The sequence below is a fragment of the Stella humosa genome, assembly GCF_006738645.1.
GTDB lineage: Bacteria > Pseudomonadota > Alphaproteobacteria > ATCC43930 > Allostellaceae > Allostella > Allostella humosa.
In genome coordinates this window covers 5,390,483-5,403,959 of sequence record NZ_AP019700.1, presented here as the reverse complement: position 1 = coordinate 5,403,959, position 13,477 = coordinate 5,390,483, and the positions used below count along the sequence as shown (strand labels likewise).

Here is a 13,477-nt window from a genome sequence, read left to right as displayed (position 1 = left end):
GAATTATGCATCAGACCCCGGCGGCGCTGCCGCCGGGGCCGATCACGCGGATGGGTGTCGCGGGCGCTACGCTGCGGCCCGGCGACCACGGCCGGAGCGCCGGGACGGGCCGTCTTCGTCGAACAGCTCGGCCAGCTTGTCGGTCATCGTGCCGCCAAGCTGCTCGGCGTCGACGATGGTGACGGCCCGCTTGTAGTAGCGGGTGACGTCGTGGCCGATGCCGATGGCGACCAGCTCGACCGGCGAGCGCGTCTCGATATAGTCGATCGCCTCGCGCAGGTGCTTTTCCAGGTAGTTGCCGGGATTGACCGACAGCGTGGAATCGTCGACCGGCGCCCCGTCGGAAATGACCATCAGGATCCGCCGCTGCTCGCTGCGCCCGATCAGGCGGCTGTGCGCCCACATCAGCGCCTCGCCGTCGATGTTCTCCTTCAGGATGCCCTCGCGGAGCATCAGGCCTAGGTTCTTGCGCGCTCGGCGCCACGGGGCGTCGGCCGGCTTGTAGATGATGTGGCGCAGGTCGTTCAGACGCCCGGGGTTGGCCGGCTTGCCCTCGGCGATCCAGCGTTCGCGCGCCTGGCCGCCCTTCCACGCCCGGGTGGTGAAGCCCAGGATCTCCACCTTGACGGCGCAGCGCTCCAGCGTGCGGGCCAGGATGTCGGCGCTCATCGCGGCCACGGTGATCGGCCGCCCGCGCATGGAGCCGGAATTGTCGATCAGCAGCGTGACGACGGTGTCGCGGAAGTCGGTATCCAGCTCCTGCTTGAAGGAGAGCGGGATGGCCGGGTTGGTGATGACGCGCGACAGGCGGGCGGCATCGAGGATGCCTTCCTCCAGGTCGAACTCCCACGAGCGGGTCTGCTTGGCCATCAGCCGGCGCTGCAGCCGGTTGGCGAGCTTGCCGATGACGCCCTGGAGGTGGGCCAGCTGCTGGTCCAGCAGGCCGCGCAGCCGCGACAGTTCGTCGGCATCGCACAGCGCATCGGCCAGGACGGTCTCGTCGAAGCGGGTGGTGTAGGCCTTGTAGGTGGCCTCCGCGCCGTCGCCCCACATCGGCCGCGGCACCTGGCCCGGCCGGCCGGGCCGGTTCGGGTCGTCGTCGCCGGTGCCCGGCATCATCTCGCCGTCCTGCTCCTCGGCGGCCGCACCGGAATCATCCTCGCGCGGGTCGCCGGGGGCGGCTTCCATGGTCGACTGCGTGCCGCTGGCCGAGCCTTCGCCCTGCTCGCTCTCGCCGTCGGCATCGGCCGAGTCGTTCTGGTCGTTCTCGCCGTCGCCCTCGGACCCTTCGCTCTCGGTATCGCCCAGATCGAGGTCGAGGTCGGCAATCAGCTTGCGGACGGCCTGGCCGAAGCCCTCCTGGTCGTTCAGGTGCTTTTCCAGGTTGGCCAGGTCCGCACCACCCTTGGCCTCGACCCAGGGACGCCACAGATCGACGACCCGCCTGGCCGATTCGGGCGGCGGCTCGCCGGTCAACTGCTCGCGCGCCAGCAGCCGGACGGCGTCGGCCATGGTCACGTCGGTGCGCTCGGTGATGCGGTCGAAGCCCTGCCGGCGATAGCGTTCGTCGAGCGCCGCCGCCAGGTTGCCGGCGACGCCGGTCATCCTGCGGGCACCGATGGCCTCGACGCGCGCCTGCTCGACCGCGTCGAAGATGGTGCGGGCGAGTTCGCTCGGCGGCGCGCGCTTGGCGTGCAGCCGGGCGTCGTGGTGGCGGTAGCGCAGGGCGATGGCGTCGGCCGCCCCACGGACCTGGGCGGCCTCCTCGGCCGGCAGGTCGCGCGACGGCAGCGGCACGCGGGCCCGCGTGCCGGCCGCGCCCGGCGGGTCGGAGCTGAAGACGACATTGACGTCGTCGCGTTCGGCGATCGCCCGCAACGTGGATGCGGTCGATCGCTTGAACGCCTCGAGCGGTGTCTCGGCCTTGCCCTGGGTCATCGCCGTCTCACACCAGCTTTGCGCGGACCCCGGTTTCCCTGAGCTCGGTCCCGAAGCAACGCTGATAGTACTCGGCCACCGATGCCCGCTCGACCTCGTCGCACTTGTTGAGGAAGGTCAGGCGGAAGGCGAAGCCGATATCACCGAAGATCCGGGCATTCTCGGCCCAGGTGATGACCGTGCGCGGCGACATGACGGTGGAGATGTCGCCATTGATGAAGCCGGCACGCGTCAGGTCGGCGCAGGCGACCATCTGGCCGATGGTCTTCTTGCCCTCGTCCGTCTGGTAGCTCGGCATCTTGGCCAGGACGATCTGGACCTCGTCGTCGTGCGGCAGGTAGTTCAGCACGGCCACGATGTTCCAGCGGTCCATCTGGCCCTGGTTGATCTGCTGGGTGCCGTGATAGAGGCCGGTCGTGTCGCCCAGGCCGACCGTGTTGGCGGTCGAGAACAGGCGGAAGGACGGGTGCGGGCGGATGACCTTGTTCTGGTCGAGCAGGGTCAGCTTGCCCTCGACCTCCAGCACGCGCTGGATCACGAACATCACGTCCGGGCGGCCGGCGTCGTACTCGTCGAACACGATCGCGGTCGGGTGCTGCAGCGCCCAGGGCAGCAGGCCCTCGCGATACTCCGTCACCTGCTTGCCGTCGCGCAGCACGATCGCGTCCTTGCCGACGAGGTCGATGCGGCTGATGTGGCTGTCGAGGTTGATGCGGATGCAGGGCCAGTTCAGGCGGGCCGCGACCTGCTCGATATGGGTCGACTTGCCGGTGCCATGATAGCCCTGGATCATGACGCGCCGGTTGTAGGCAAAGCCGGCGAGGATCGCCAGCGTGGTGTCATGGTCGAAGCGGTAGGCCACGTCCTTGTCCGGCACATGCTCGGTCGGCGTGGAGAAGGCCGGCACCTCGAGGTCGCTGTCGATGCCGAAGGTCTCACGGACGGAAACCTTTGTGTCGGGCAGGCCGTTCGGCGCCGTCTCAGCGGCGCGGGGTGACGTGGCGGTAGCCATCGGGATCGGATCTCGTGGTTTGGAGACAACAGGAAAGAGCGGGCTATGCGAAATAGCCGTTCTTCAGGGTGGCATATGCTTCGTTGATGGATTTTAGACGCTCCTCCGCGGCCTTGTCGCCCCCATTCGCATCGGGGTGGTGCAGCTTGACCAGGGTGAGGTAGCGCGAACGCAGCCGCTCGAAGGTTACCGGCGGCTCCAATTCGAACACGGCGAGCGCGCGGACATGGGCCGCATCGGCCGGCGGCCGGCCCGGCTCGCCCGCCTTCTGGGTGGCATCGTCCTCGAACAGGCCGAACCCGTCATGGACCCGCCAGCGCGGGCCGCGGCCCCGCGGTCCGCCCAGCGGCCAGGTGGGTCGCTGCCACACCGTGTCGCGCCGCAGATCCTCCTCGATGGCGGTCTGCGACATGCCCCGGTAGTAGTCCCAGCTTTTGTTGTATGCCCGCACATGTTCCAGGCAGAACCAGCGATATTGATGCAACTGGTCACGCGATTGCGGCGCGCGGAACTCCCCCTCGCCGGTGCAGCCGGGCCATTCGCAGGTGCGCCTGTTCCGCGCCTCCTCCGGGTCGGGGGCAACGGCGACGCGTTCGAACCGTCGTCTCATGGGGCGAAGTATGGTCGGGCCGGCAGGGCCAGACAAGCGGGGCGGTCGCCGATTGCCGGTGGCGCGCGCGTTGACAGGCCGCCGCCCGATCTGGTCTGCCTTGGCGCCACCCATAGAGAATCAACCGGGTCGCATTGCGGGGGCCGAGATGAGCGTGCAGGACAGTATCCGCGACAAGCTGACGCAGGCGTTCGCGCCGACCGCGCTGGAGATCGCCGACGATTCCCACCGCCATGCCGGCCATGGCGGTGCCCGGCCGGAGGGCGAGACGCATTTCCGGGTCGAGATCGTGTCGGCGGCCTTCGCCGGCCGGTCCCGGGTCGAGCGCCAGCGGATGGTCTATGGCGTGCTGGCGGCCGAGCTGGCCGACCGCGTCCACGCCCTCCAGCTGCGCACCCTGGCCCCGGGCGAGCCGGCCTGATGGGTCAAGCAGCCTGATGGGTCAGGTGGCCAGGCGCGACGGCCTCAGTTCGCCCGAGGCTTCGAGGAGCGGGTAGGCCGCCGCCGCCAGGTGCGCCTCGATGCGCTTCAGGTCGCGGGCGACGTCGAGGCGCAGCCCGGCCTCCTCCACCCCTTCGGCGCGTCCGCTGCGGGCGCGGCCGATCAGGCGCCCGCTGGCGGCCCGCTCCAGGTTGCGGAAACGGTCCTTCTCGACGACCAGGCGCCGGGCGGCATCGCCGTCGCCCGTCATCAGCACCGTGACGGCGAGCTGCAGGTGCTCGATCAGCCGGCGATGCATCTCGTCGATCTCGGCCGTTGCCTCGCCCGGCAGAACCATGTGCTGCTTGATGCGCTTGGCAGCCAGCTCCATCAGGTTCTTTTCGACGATGTCGCCGGCATGCTCCAGGTTGACGGCGAAGGCCAGCAGCTCGGTCAGCCGGCGGCCGTCCTCCTCGTCCATCCCGTCATGGCCGATGGCGGCGAGGTAGCGGTGGACCTGGGCGTAGAGCCCGTCCAGCGTGTCGTCCATCCGCCGGATCTCGGCCACGCGGCGGCGGTCGGCGGTGCGGAACACTTCGCGCGATCCGCGCAGCATGGTTTCCAGTACCTCGGTCATCCGCAGGATCTCGCGGGTGGCGTTGGCGAGCGCGACGGCGGGCGTGTCGATGTCCGCGGGGTCGAGGTGGCGCGCCCGTGCCGGGTCGTCGACCACGGGCGCATCGGGCAGCAGGCGTTGCAGCAGCCGGGCGATCCAGGGCAGCGGCAGGATGAAGACGGCCGCCAGCAACAGGTTGAAGCCGGTATGGAAGTTGACCGCCAGCCGCGTCGGATCGGGGTCGATGCGGCCCAGCCATTCGGCCAGCGGCCCCAGCAGGGGCAGTAGCAAGGCACAACCCAGCAGGCGGTTTGCGAGGTTGCCGAGCGGCAGCCGCAGCCGCGCAGCACCGCCATGGCCGCCCGCCAGCAGCGGGTTGATGGCGCTGCCCAGGTTGGCCCCCAGCACCATCGCCATCACCGCCGTCGGCGTCAGCATCTGGGCGCCCGCCAGCGACATCACGAGCAGGATCGTGGCGACGCTGGAATGGGCGGCCCAGGTCAGGACCGCGGCCAGCAGCAGGGCGATCAGCGGCTCGCCGGTCAGCGCCGCCAGCACCGCGCGCAGGCCGGGAAGCTGCTCCAGCGGCTCGATGGTGGCGACCAGCAGGTGCAGGGCCAGCAGCATCAGGCCGAGCCCGATCGCCACCCGGCCGAGGTCGCGCGTCCGGCTCAGCCGGCCGTTGCGGAAGGCGAAGACGCCGGCCACCAGCAGCACCGGGAAGACCATGGCGATGTCGAACGACAGGACCTGGGTGATCAGGGTGGTGCCGACATTGGCGCCCAGCATCACGGCCAGGGCCGGGGCCAGCTCGACCATGCCGCCGGCGGCGAACGACGTCGCCATCATCGCCGTGGCGGTGCTGCTCTGCAGGATGGCGGTCACGCCCAGGCCGGCGGCGAACGCGCGTGCGCGGGTCTTGAGCCCGACCCCCAACACATGCCGGAGGTTGGCGCCGAAGGCCCGCAGCACCCCGCTATGGACCATGTGGATGCCCCACAGCAGCAGGGCGATTGCCCCCGCCAGGCTGACGAGGACATGCGAGGTCGACATGTCCGCTTCCTATCGAATGCCGGAGAAGTGTGAGCGGCCAACGTGCGACCGCCCGAACGGCTCCGTCAACGGGGGCTTACGGGCCCCGGACCGAGCTGGCGCGTGGCTGCGGTCAGGCGCTCTCGGCCCGCGGCCCGGTGTAGAAGGCCGGCCAGATCCGTTCCACCACCGGCCCGTCCAGCGCGAGCGCGTGGCAGGTGTCGAGATGGGCCGGTCGCCGCTGCGGGCCGCTGGAGGTCGCGGCCTGGGCGCGGCGCTGGCGCTCGCGCCAGGGGAAGATGGTCTGGAAGGCCGTCGTCGCCACCGGTCCCAGAAGTTCGACCAGATGGGTGCAGCCCTCGACCCCGCCCAGGAGGCTGCGCACCTGCTGCGTCCAGCCGGTCTTGATCGACAGGCCGATCACGCGCTGGAAATTGGGGGTGATGTCCGGGCAGATCGGGAACGGGCTCGAGTCGGTTACCGCCTCGATCGCCCGCACCACCAGGTCATCGTCCACGGTCAGGCGGATCCACATGTCGTGCACCGGCGTGCCGGGCGGCATCGCCCCGCGCCAGTTGCTGTCGAACGGATAGGTCTTGGTGTCGACGATGTGGCCTTCGATGTCCCACAGCCCGTCCTCGCGGCGATAGCCGCGGCACTCGACGGTGCGGGTATGCAACTGCTCGCGCGGAGCCGGGGTCGACAGGGGCATGGCTATAGTCCGGGGGGCTGGGCTGCCGCATTCGATGTTGCGGCGCAGCGAACGACCTAAGACGAACCGTCGGCGGCCGTCAATGTTTCCGGCGCGGGCGGCGTGACCCGCAGCGTGGTGATCTGGTTGCGCTGGCGCCGCAGCACCTCGAACCGGAAGCTGTGGAAGGCGAAGACCTGGCCCGCGTCGGGGATCGTCCGCGCCTCGTTCAGCACCAGCCCGGCGATGGTCGACGCGTTGTCGTCCGGCAGGTGCCAGTCGAGCTCGCGCGCCAGGTCGCGCAGCGTCACGGTGCCGGCGACGATATAGGAGCCATCAGGCTGCGGCCGCACGCCCTGCAGCACGACATCGTGCTCGTCGTCGATGTTGCCGACGATCTCTTCCAGGATGTCTTCCAGCGTGACGATCCCGCCGAGCGAGCCGTACTCGTCGACCACGATCGCGAAATGCTCGCGCCGGCGCCGGAAAGCCTCGAGCTGCGCCAGCAGCGTGGTGGTCTCGGGGATGAACCAGGGCGGGGTGGCGATGCCGGCGATGTCGACGCTGCCCACCTGGCCCGCCTGGGCCTTCAGTGCCCGCAGCAGCGCCTTGGCGTGCAGCACGCCGATGATGTTGTCGGGCGTGCTGCGCCAGACCGGGATGCGGGTGTAGGGGCTGGCGAGGATCGCGTCGACCAGTTGCTCGGCCGGCTGGTCGGCGTCGAATGCCACCACACGCCGCCGATGGATCATGATCTCCGACACGGCGACGTCGTCCAGCTCGAGGATCGAGCGGAGCATGGCGCGCTCGCGCTGGGCCTCCCTGGGGCCGTCATCGTCGCCGCCCCGATCGTCCCGCCCGTGCAGCTCGATCGCGCCGCGCAGCTCCTCGACCGACACGCTGACGCCGGATCCCTTGGGTACATGCACCCCGAACAGGCTCAGCACCGCGTTGACGGCGAGCTGCACGACCCGCGTGATCGGCGCCAGCAGCCAGACCACCCGCCGGATCGGCGGGGCTACCGCCATCGCCGCCCGGTCGGCGTGGTGGATGGCCCAGGTCTTGGGCAGCACCTCGCCGAAGATCAGGACCAGCGCCGTCATCGCCACGCTGGCATAGACGACGCCGCGCTCGCCGAAGAGCCCGACCATGGCCCCGGTCGCCAGCGACGAGGCGGTGATGTTGACGACGTTGTTGCCCAGCAGGATGGCGCCGATGAGGCGCTCCTTCTCGGCATGCAGCGCCTCCACCAGCCGCGCGCGCCGGTTGCCCTCCTTGGCCAAGGCGTGCATGCGCGGCCGCGAGGCCGCGGTCAGCGCCGTCTCCGATGCCGAGAAGAAGGCCGACAGGACGAGCAGCGCCAGGATCGCCAGGACGGTCAGCCAGATCAGATCCATTGCGGATGGCCCGGCGGGATCGTGCGGGCGATCAGGCGGCCAGCGCGTCGGCCAGGAGCTCCGTCACGGCTTCGACGGCGACGTCGCGGGCGATGAAGGCGCGGCCGATGCCGTGCGCCAGGATGAAGGTGATCCGTCCATCCTTGGCCTTCTTGTCCTTCGCCATGTGGGCGACCAGCTTGCCTGCCGTCCAGTGCGGCTCGCGGATGCCGGCGATGCCGGTCGGCAACCCCACGGCATCGAAGTGGCGGCGCACCCGCACGGCATCCTGGCCGGGGCAGAACCCTAGCCGGGCCGACAGGTCGAAGGCCATGATGGTGCCCATGGCCACCGCCTCGCCATGCAGCAGTGCGCCGCCGAAGCCGCGCTCGACCTCCAGCGCATGGCCGAAGGTATGGCCGAGGTTGAGGAGCGCGCGGTCGCCGGTCTCGCGCTCGTCGCGGGCGACGATGGCGGCCTTGGCCCGGCAACTGGCGACCACCGCCTGGCGGGCGATGTCGGCATCGCCGGCGGCCAGTGCCGCGCCGTTGGCCTCGCACCACGCGAAGAAGTCGATATCGCCGAGCAGGCCGTATTTCACGACCTCGGCATATCCAGCCAGCAGCTCGCGCCGCGGCAGGGTGGCGAGCGCGTCCATGTCGGCCAGGACCAGGCGCGGCTGGTGGAAGCTGCCGACCAGGTTCTTGCCGCTCGGCATGTCGATCGCGGTCTTGCCGCCGACCGCGCTGTCGACCTGCGACAGCAGGGTGGTCGGGATCTGCACGAAGCCGAGGCCGCGCAGGAGGATGCTGGCGGCAAACCCGGTCAGGTCGCCGATCACGCCCCCGCCCAGCGCCACCATGGTGGTGCCGCGGTCGATGCCGAGCTCCAGCGTGCGTTCGCAGAGCGTCTGCAAGTGGGCGAAATCCTTGGTCGCCTCGCCCGGCGGCAGCACGATCGCGTCGTGGCGCAGCCCGGCCGCATCGAGCCCGGTCAACAGCGTCGGCAAATGCAGCCGGGCCACGGTCTCGTCCGTCACGACGACGACGCGGCGGGACGGCAGGACCGGCTGCATGCGCTGGCCGGCCGTCGCCAGCAGCCCGCGGCCGACCAGGATGTCGTAGCTGCGATCCTCCAGCCCGACCCGGACGGTGTCGATGGTGGCGTCGTGGCGCGCAGTCCGGCTCATGGCGCGGACCCGGCGACCGCGACGCGGCCGACATGGGCTGCGATCGCGGCCAGGCAGCGGTCGACAGTGTTCTCGGTCGGGGCATCGAGGCTGTCGACGATGATGTCGGCCTCGGCATAGACAGGGTGGCGGATGGTCATGAGGCGGGTCAGGATTTCTTTCGGGTCGCCCTGGTTCAGCAGCGGGCGGTGCGTTCTGCGGGCGACGCGGCGCACCAGCACGTCCAGCTCGGCGCGCAGCCACAGCGACAGGCCGCGCTGGTGGATGCAGTCGCGGGTGGCCGGATCCATGAAGGCACCACCGCCCGTCGCCAGGATGTGCACGGGCTCTTCCAGCAGCCGGGCAATCACCCGACGCTCGCCGTCGCGAAAGGCGGCCTCGCCATGGCGGGCGAAGATCTCGGCGATGGTGCAGCCGGCCGCGGTCTCGATCTCGGCGTCGGCATCGATGAAATTCAGGCCGAGCCGCTGGGCGATGCGGCGGCCGACGCTCGTCTTGCCGGCACCCATCAGGCCCACCAGTACCAGCGTCCGTGGCAGCACCATCTTGTCGGCCAAACGCGCAGTTCCCCCGTCCCCCGGCCGGTTCGCCTGCTGGTCATCCACCTCGTGGCGTTGTATCGCCTCCGAGGCGCCGATATTCTGCCCTCCGGCCGCCATCCGGCGTAGTTAGCACAGACGCTGTCGGAAGTCGTCAAGCACCCGGCGGTCGGAGAGTTCACCAATGGCCCGTAAGCTCATCTGGATCGCCGCTTCCGTGGTCCTGGTCCTGTTCGTAGCCGCCATCGGGGCGTTGCTGCTGGTGGATATGCCCGCCCCCAGCAAGCGCATCGAGAAAGTGATCCCGGATGCCAAGCTGGCCCGCTAGCCACGCCGCGCTCCTGGCCCTGGGGCTGTCCCTGGCGGCCCCTGCCCTGGCCTGGGCGCAGACGCCGCCCACGCCGCTGCTGGCCCCGCCCTCCGGCGGACCCGGCATCCGCCTCGACCCGCCGGCGGGGGCCACCACGACGCCCCTACCGCAGGAACGCACGGCGCGGCCGCCGGCCCCGACCGTGACCGCCCGGCCCCTGCCGGCGCTCGACCACGAATCGGCGGGCTGGAACCGGGCTGAGGGCGGTTTTCCGCCGACCCTGTGGCAGGGCAGCGCCTGGCCGGGCGTGGCGCGCCTGCTTGACCGCATTCCGGCCCCGTCCGCGACCCCGGCCCGCCATGCCCTGGCCCGGCGCCTGCTGATGACGGCGGCCGCCCGCCCGGCTGATGCGCCGGCCGGTGCCTTCCTCGAACGCCGCCTCGTGCGGCTGTTGGCCCTGGGCGATGCCCCGGCGGCGACCGCCCTGGCGCGCGCCGTGCCGCAAGCCAGGCTCGACGGGCCGCGCGCCCGGCCGGCGGCGGAGGCGGCATTGCTGGCCGGGGCCTCGGCCGATGCCTGCAAGTGGGCGCGGGCGACCGACGTCGACATGGCCGATCTCTTCTGGCGCCGCCTGCTGCTGGCCTGCGATGCCGCCGACCGTCAGGCCGCCCGTGTCCGCCTCGGCCTCGACCTGCTGCGCGAGCAGGGGCATGAGCCAGGCGGCGGCTTCGCGGCCCTGCTCGAAGGCGCGGTCGGCCTGGGCGACAAGCCGGCCGTGGCGGGTCCGCTCGACGCCACGACCCTGTTCCTGGCCATCCAGGCGGCCGTGCCGGTCGAGGAGAAGGCGGTGGCCCAGGCCACGCCGGCGATCGCCGCTGCCGTAGCGCGGACCGATTCGCTGCCCGTCGCCCTGCGCCTGGCCGCGGCCGAACGGGCGGCTGGCGCCGGCCTGATCGAAGGCGCGCTGCTGGGCCGGCTCTATGCCGAATTTCCGTTGCCGCCCGAACGGCTGGCTGAGCCCCTGGCCGAGGCCGAAAAGCATCCGGGCGCGGAAGGCCGTGCCGTGCTCTACCAGGCCGCCCGGCTTGAGGTGGTGCCCGCTCGCCGGCTCGAACGGCTGGCGGCCGGCTGGCGCCATGCGCGTGACGGCGACGCTGGCTTGGCCTTCGGCCTGGCCGCCGCTCCCCTGGTGCGCGAGGTTTCCCCCTCGCTCGACCTGGCACCCTTCGCCGGGGCGGCCATTCGCATCCTGCTGGCGGGCGGCGAAGGCGCGGCTGCGATGCGCTGGCTGGACATGATCGGCCGGCGGCCGGGCGACGAGGCGGCGATGGCCGCCCACGCCGCGGCCGCCCCGCTGGTGCGCCTGGCGCGCGGCGACGAGGGACCCGCCTGGAATGCCGAGGCGGTGCGCCGCTGGTCGGCCGGGATGGGCGGTCCGGCGGCACCGCGCACGGCCATCGGCCTGTCGCTGCTGGCGGCCCTGGGCGACCTGGCGGCCAGCGACGAATGGCTGGCGCTGTCCCAGGATCCCGGCGGACCCGCGGCGTCGGTACCAGCCTCGGCCACCGTCGTCTGGTTCGCGCAGGAGGCGGCCGCCCGCGAAGGCCGGCTGGGCGAGCAGGTGGCACTGGCCCTGGTCGCGCTCGGTCAGGCACCGGTGCCCCATCCGCTGGCGGCCTTCTCGGCCCTGAACGGATTGCGGCTGGCCGATGAGACGGCCGCCGCCCGGCGGATCGCGGTCGAGATCGCCCTCCAGGCCGGCCTCTAGCGGCGATGGCCGGGCCTACGCTGGCGCAGAGGCACCTCGAAACCTTTCTCGAGATGCTGGCGGCCGAGCGCGGCGCGGCGAACAACACGCAGGACGCCTATCGCCGCGACCTGCTGGACCTTGCGGGCTTCCTCGCCCGCCGCGGCGAATCCCTGGACGCCGCCAGCGAGGACGGCATCCGCGCCTATCTGGGCCATCTTGAAGCCGCTGGCATGGCGCCGCGCACGGCGGCCCGGCGGTTGTCCGCCATCCGTCAGTTCCATCGCTTCCTCTATGCCGAGGGCCTGCGCGCCGACGACCCGACCAGCCGCCTCGATTCGCCTCGCCTCGGCCGGCCGCTGCCCAAGATCATCGACACCGGCGAATGCGATGCCCTGCTGGCGGCCGCCCGCCTGCGCCCGGCGCCCGAGGGGCCGCGCTTGGTGGCCATCGTCGAGCTGCTCTATGCCGGCGGCCTGCGGGTGTCCGAACTGGTCGACCTGCCGGTGCACGCCGTCACCCGCGGGTCGACCACCCTGCTGGTCCGCGGCAAGGGCGACCGCGAGCGGATCGTGCCGCTCGCCGAGTCGGCGGTGACCGCGGTCGGGGCCTACATGGCCGTCCGCCCGGCCTTCCTGCCCAAGGGCGCGCTGCGGGCCATGGCCGAACGCTGGCTCTTTCCCTCGCGCGGCGCCGATGCGCGGCTGACCCGGCGGCGCGTCGGCCAACTGCTGAAGGAACTGGCTTTGCAGGCCGGGCTCGACCCGGCCCGCCTGTCGCCCCATGTCCTGCGCCATGCCTTCGCGACCCACCTGGTCGATGGCGGCGCCGACCTGCGCAGCGTGCAGCGCATGCTGGGCCATGCCGACATCGCGACCACCCAGATCTATACCCATGTCGCCGACGAGCGGCTGTCGCGGCTGGTGCATGACCACCACCCGATGGCGCGCCGTGGCCCCCCCGACAAGGAAGGTTAGGGTGGGTCGGTTCCCAGCCCTGCCCGGCCTGTGCTAGTACCCCGCCCCACCATGCGCAGTTTTCTCGATTTCGAGCAGCCGATCGCCGAGCTGGAAAGCAAGATCGAAGAGCTCCGGCATCTGCCCGGCGCTGCGGACATCAATATCGCCGACGAGGTGGCCAAGCTGCAGGGCAAGGCCGAGCGTCTGTTGCGACAGACCTACTCGCGCCTGACGGCCTGGCAGAAGGTGCAGGTGGCCCGCCACCCGGAGCGCCCGCACTTGTCGGACTACCTGGCGGGCCTCGTGACGGACTTCACGCCCCTGGCGGGCGACCGCACCTTCGCCGAGGACCGGGCGATCATCGGCGGGCTCGGGCGCTTCCGCGGCGAGCCGGTGATGGTCATCGGCCAGGAGAAGGGCGCCGACACCGAAAGCCGGGTGCGCCACAATTTCGGCATGGCCAAGCCCGAGGGCTATCGCAAGGCCCGCCGCCTGATGGAACTGGCCGACCGCTTCGGCCTGCCGATCCTGACCATGGTCGACACCGCCGGCGCCTACCCCGGCATTGGCGCGGAGGAGCGCGGCCAGGCCGAGGCGATCGCGCGGGCGATCGAGGCCGGGCTGGCCGTCGGCGTGCCGTTCGTTTCGGTCATCATCGGCGAGGGCGGGTCGGGCGGCGCCATCGCGCTCGCCACGGCCAACAGCGTGCTGATGCTGGAGCACGCCGTCTATTCGGTGATCTCGCCGGAAGGCTGCGCCTCGATCCTGTGGCGCAGCGGCGAGAATGCCCAGCAGGCGGCCGAGGCGCTGAAGCTGACCGCCCAGGACCTGCTGCGCCTGGGCGTGGCCGACCGCATCATCCCCGAACCGCTGGGCGGCGCCCACCGCGACCGGGTGGCGACCGTACAGGCGGTCGGCGACGCGGTGGCAGAGACCTTTGCCGCGCTGCAGGGGCTGGACGGACCGGCTTTGCGCCTGCGCCGCCGCGAGAAGTTTCTGGCTATCGGACAGAACGGGGCCTGATTCGGTGCCGCGTCC

General features: G+C 71.3%; 13 protein-coding genes. 5 read left to right on the top strand and 8 right to left on the bottom strand.

Features of this window, described 5'->3' with window-relative positions:
- Positions 1-66: 66 nt before the first annotated feature.
- From cobT to STVA_RS25370, 3 genes are read right to left on the bottom strand one after another with little or no spacing between them, the layout of a single operon-like run.
- Positions 67-1,938 carry a cobaltochelatase subunit CobT gene (cobT, locus tag STVA_RS25380; protein ID WP_123690806.1) on the bottom strand — a complete coding sequence of 624 codons (1,872 nt, stop codon included), beginning with the start codon at positions 1,936-1,938 and terminating at the stop codon, positions 67-69.
- A gap of 7 nt (positions 1,939-1,945) precedes the next feature.
- On the bottom strand, positions 1,946-2,950 hold the full coding sequence (gene cobS / locus STVA_RS25375) for a cobaltochelatase subunit CobS (protein ID WP_123690809.1): 1,005 nt from the start codon (positions 2,948-2,950) through the stop codon (positions 1,946-1,948).
- Positions 2,951-2,993: 43 nt separating this feature from the next.
- Positions 2,994-3,560 carry a J domain-containing protein gene (locus STVA_RS25370; protein ID WP_123690811.1) on the bottom strand — a complete coding sequence of 189 codons (567 nt, stop codon included), beginning with the start codon at positions 3,558-3,560 and terminating at the stop codon, positions 2,994-2,996.
- Positions 3,561-3,708: 148 nt separating this feature from the next.
- On the opposite strand from STVA_RS25370, the gene STVA_RS25365 reads away from it, so the two are divergent.
- Positions 3,709-3,981 (top strand): BolA family protein, encoded by a 273-nt coding sequence (locus STVA_RS25365; protein ID WP_123690812.1) that lies wholly within the window; start codon positions 3,709-3,711, stop codon positions 3,979-3,981.
- Between the two features lie 21 nt (positions 3,982-4,002).
- On the opposite strand, the gene STVA_RS25360 is transcribed toward STVA_RS25365, so the two are convergent.
- The 5 genes from STVA_RS25360 to STVA_RS25340 form a co-directional block, all read right to left on the bottom strand.
- Positions 4,003-5,649, bottom strand: a complete 1,647-nt coding sequence (locus tag STVA_RS25360; RefSeq protein ID WP_123690814.1) for a Na/Pi cotransporter family protein — start codon at positions 5,647-5,649, stop codon at positions 4,003-4,005.
- A gap of 112 nt (positions 5,650-5,761) precedes the next feature.
- Entirely contained in the window at positions 5,762-6,340 is a 579-nt protein-coding gene (locus STVA_RS25355; protein WP_123690816.1) for a DUF2889 domain-containing protein, read from the bottom strand.
- Positions 6,341-6,396: 56 nt separating this feature from the next.
- Positions 6,397-7,716: an HlyC/CorC family transporter gene (locus STVA_RS25350; protein ID WP_123690818.1), complete on the bottom strand. Its 1,320-nt coding sequence runs from the start codon at positions 7,714-7,716 to the stop codon at positions 6,397-6,399.
- A 31-nt stretch (positions 7,717-7,747) separates the two neighbouring features.
- Complete coding sequence (aroB, locus tag STVA_RS25345; RefSeq protein ID WP_123690820.1) at positions 7,748-8,884, bottom strand: 3-dehydroquinate synthase; 1,137 nt, start codon at positions 8,882-8,884, stop codon at positions 7,748-7,750.
- Positions 8,881-9,429, bottom strand: a complete 549-nt coding sequence (locus STVA_RS25340) for a shikimate kinase (RefSeq protein ID WP_123691364.1) — start codon at positions 9,427-9,429, stop codon at positions 8,881-8,883. Before STVA_RS25340 ends, aroB begins: the two co-directional genes overlap by 4 nt.
- A 178-nt stretch (positions 9,430-9,607) precedes the next feature.
- On the opposite strand from STVA_RS25340, the gene STVA_RS27825 reads away from it, so the two are divergent.
- Genes STVA_RS27825 through STVA_RS25325 form a run of 4 tightly spaced genes read left to right on the top strand, consistent with a single transcriptional unit; the run spans position 9,608 to position 13,462 of the window.
- Positions 9,608-9,751, top strand: a complete 144-nt coding sequence (locus STVA_RS27825; RefSeq protein WP_170216520.1) for a hypothetical protein — start codon at positions 9,608-9,610, stop codon at positions 9,749-9,751.
- On the top strand, positions 9,732-11,501 hold the full coding sequence (locus STVA_RS25335; RefSeq protein ID WP_123690822.1) for a hypothetical protein: 1,770 nt from the start codon (positions 9,732-9,734) through the stop codon (positions 11,499-11,501). The genes STVA_RS27825 and STVA_RS25335 overlap by 20 nt, the downstream gene beginning before the upstream one ends.
- Before the next feature lie 5 nt (positions 11,502-11,506).
- On the top strand, positions 11,507-12,457 hold the full coding sequence (locus STVA_RS25330) for a site-specific tyrosine recombinase XerD (protein ID WP_123690824.1): 951 nt from the start codon (positions 11,507-11,509) through the stop codon (positions 12,455-12,457).
- A 51-nt stretch (positions 12,458-12,508) separates the two neighbouring features.
- Positions 12,509-13,462: an acetyl-CoA carboxylase carboxyltransferase subunit alpha gene (locus STVA_RS25325; protein ID WP_123690826.1), complete on the top strand. Its 954-nt coding sequence runs from the start codon at positions 12,509-12,511 to the stop codon at positions 13,460-13,462.
- The last annotated feature ends 15 nt before the right edge of the window (positions 13,463-13,477 follow it).

Excerpts from the sequence above, each read along its gene's own strand:
- cobT (WP_123690806.1), bottom strand. The coding sequence starts at position 1,938 with ATGACCCAGGGCAAGGCCGAGACACCGCTCGAGGCGTTCAAGCGATCG.
- cobS (WP_123690809.1), bottom strand. The coding sequence starts at position 2,950 with ATGGCTACCGCCACGTCACCCCGCGCCGCTGAGACGGCGCCGAACGGC.
- STVA_RS25370 (WP_123690811.1), bottom strand. The coding sequence starts at position 3,560 with ATGAGACGACGGTTCGAACGCGTCGCCGTTGCCCCCGACCCGGAGGAG.
- STVA_RS25365 (WP_123690812.1), top strand. The coding sequence starts at position 3,709 with ATGAGCGTGCAGGACAGTATCCGCGACAAGCTGACGCAGGCGTTCGCG.
- STVA_RS25360 (WP_123690814.1), bottom strand. The coding sequence starts at position 5,649 with ATGTCGACCTCGCATGTCCTCGTCAGCCTGGCGGGGGCAATCGCCCTG.
- STVA_RS25355 (WP_123690816.1), bottom strand. The coding sequence starts at position 6,340 with ATGCCCCTGTCGACCCCGGCTCCGCGCGAGCAGTTGCATACCCGCACC.
- STVA_RS25350 (WP_123690818.1), bottom strand. The coding sequence starts at position 7,716 with ATGGATCTGATCTGGCTGACCGTCCTGGCGATCCTGGCGCTGCTCGTC.
- aroB (WP_123690820.1), bottom strand. The coding sequence starts at position 8,884 with ATGAGCCGGACTGCGCGCCACGACGCCACCATCGACACCGTCCGGGTC.
- STVA_RS25340 (WP_123691364.1), bottom strand. The coding sequence starts at position 9,429 with ATGGTGCTGCCACGGACGCTGGTACTGGTGGGCCTGATGGGTGCCGGC.
- STVA_RS27825 (WP_170216520.1), top strand. The coding sequence starts at position 9,608 with ATGGCCCGTAAGCTCATCTGGATCGCCGCTTCCGTGGTCCTGGTCCTG.
- STVA_RS25335 (WP_123690822.1), top strand. The coding sequence starts at position 9,732 with ATGCCAAGCTGGCCCGCTAGCCACGCCGCGCTCCTGGCCCTGGGGCTG.
- STVA_RS25330 (WP_123690824.1), top strand. The coding sequence starts at position 11,507 with ATGGCCGGGCCTACGCTGGCGCAGAGGCACCTCGAAACCTTTCTCGAG.
- STVA_RS25325 (WP_123690826.1), top strand. The coding sequence starts at position 12,509 with ATGCGCAGTTTTCTCGATTTCGAGCAGCCGATCGCCGAGCTGGAAAGC.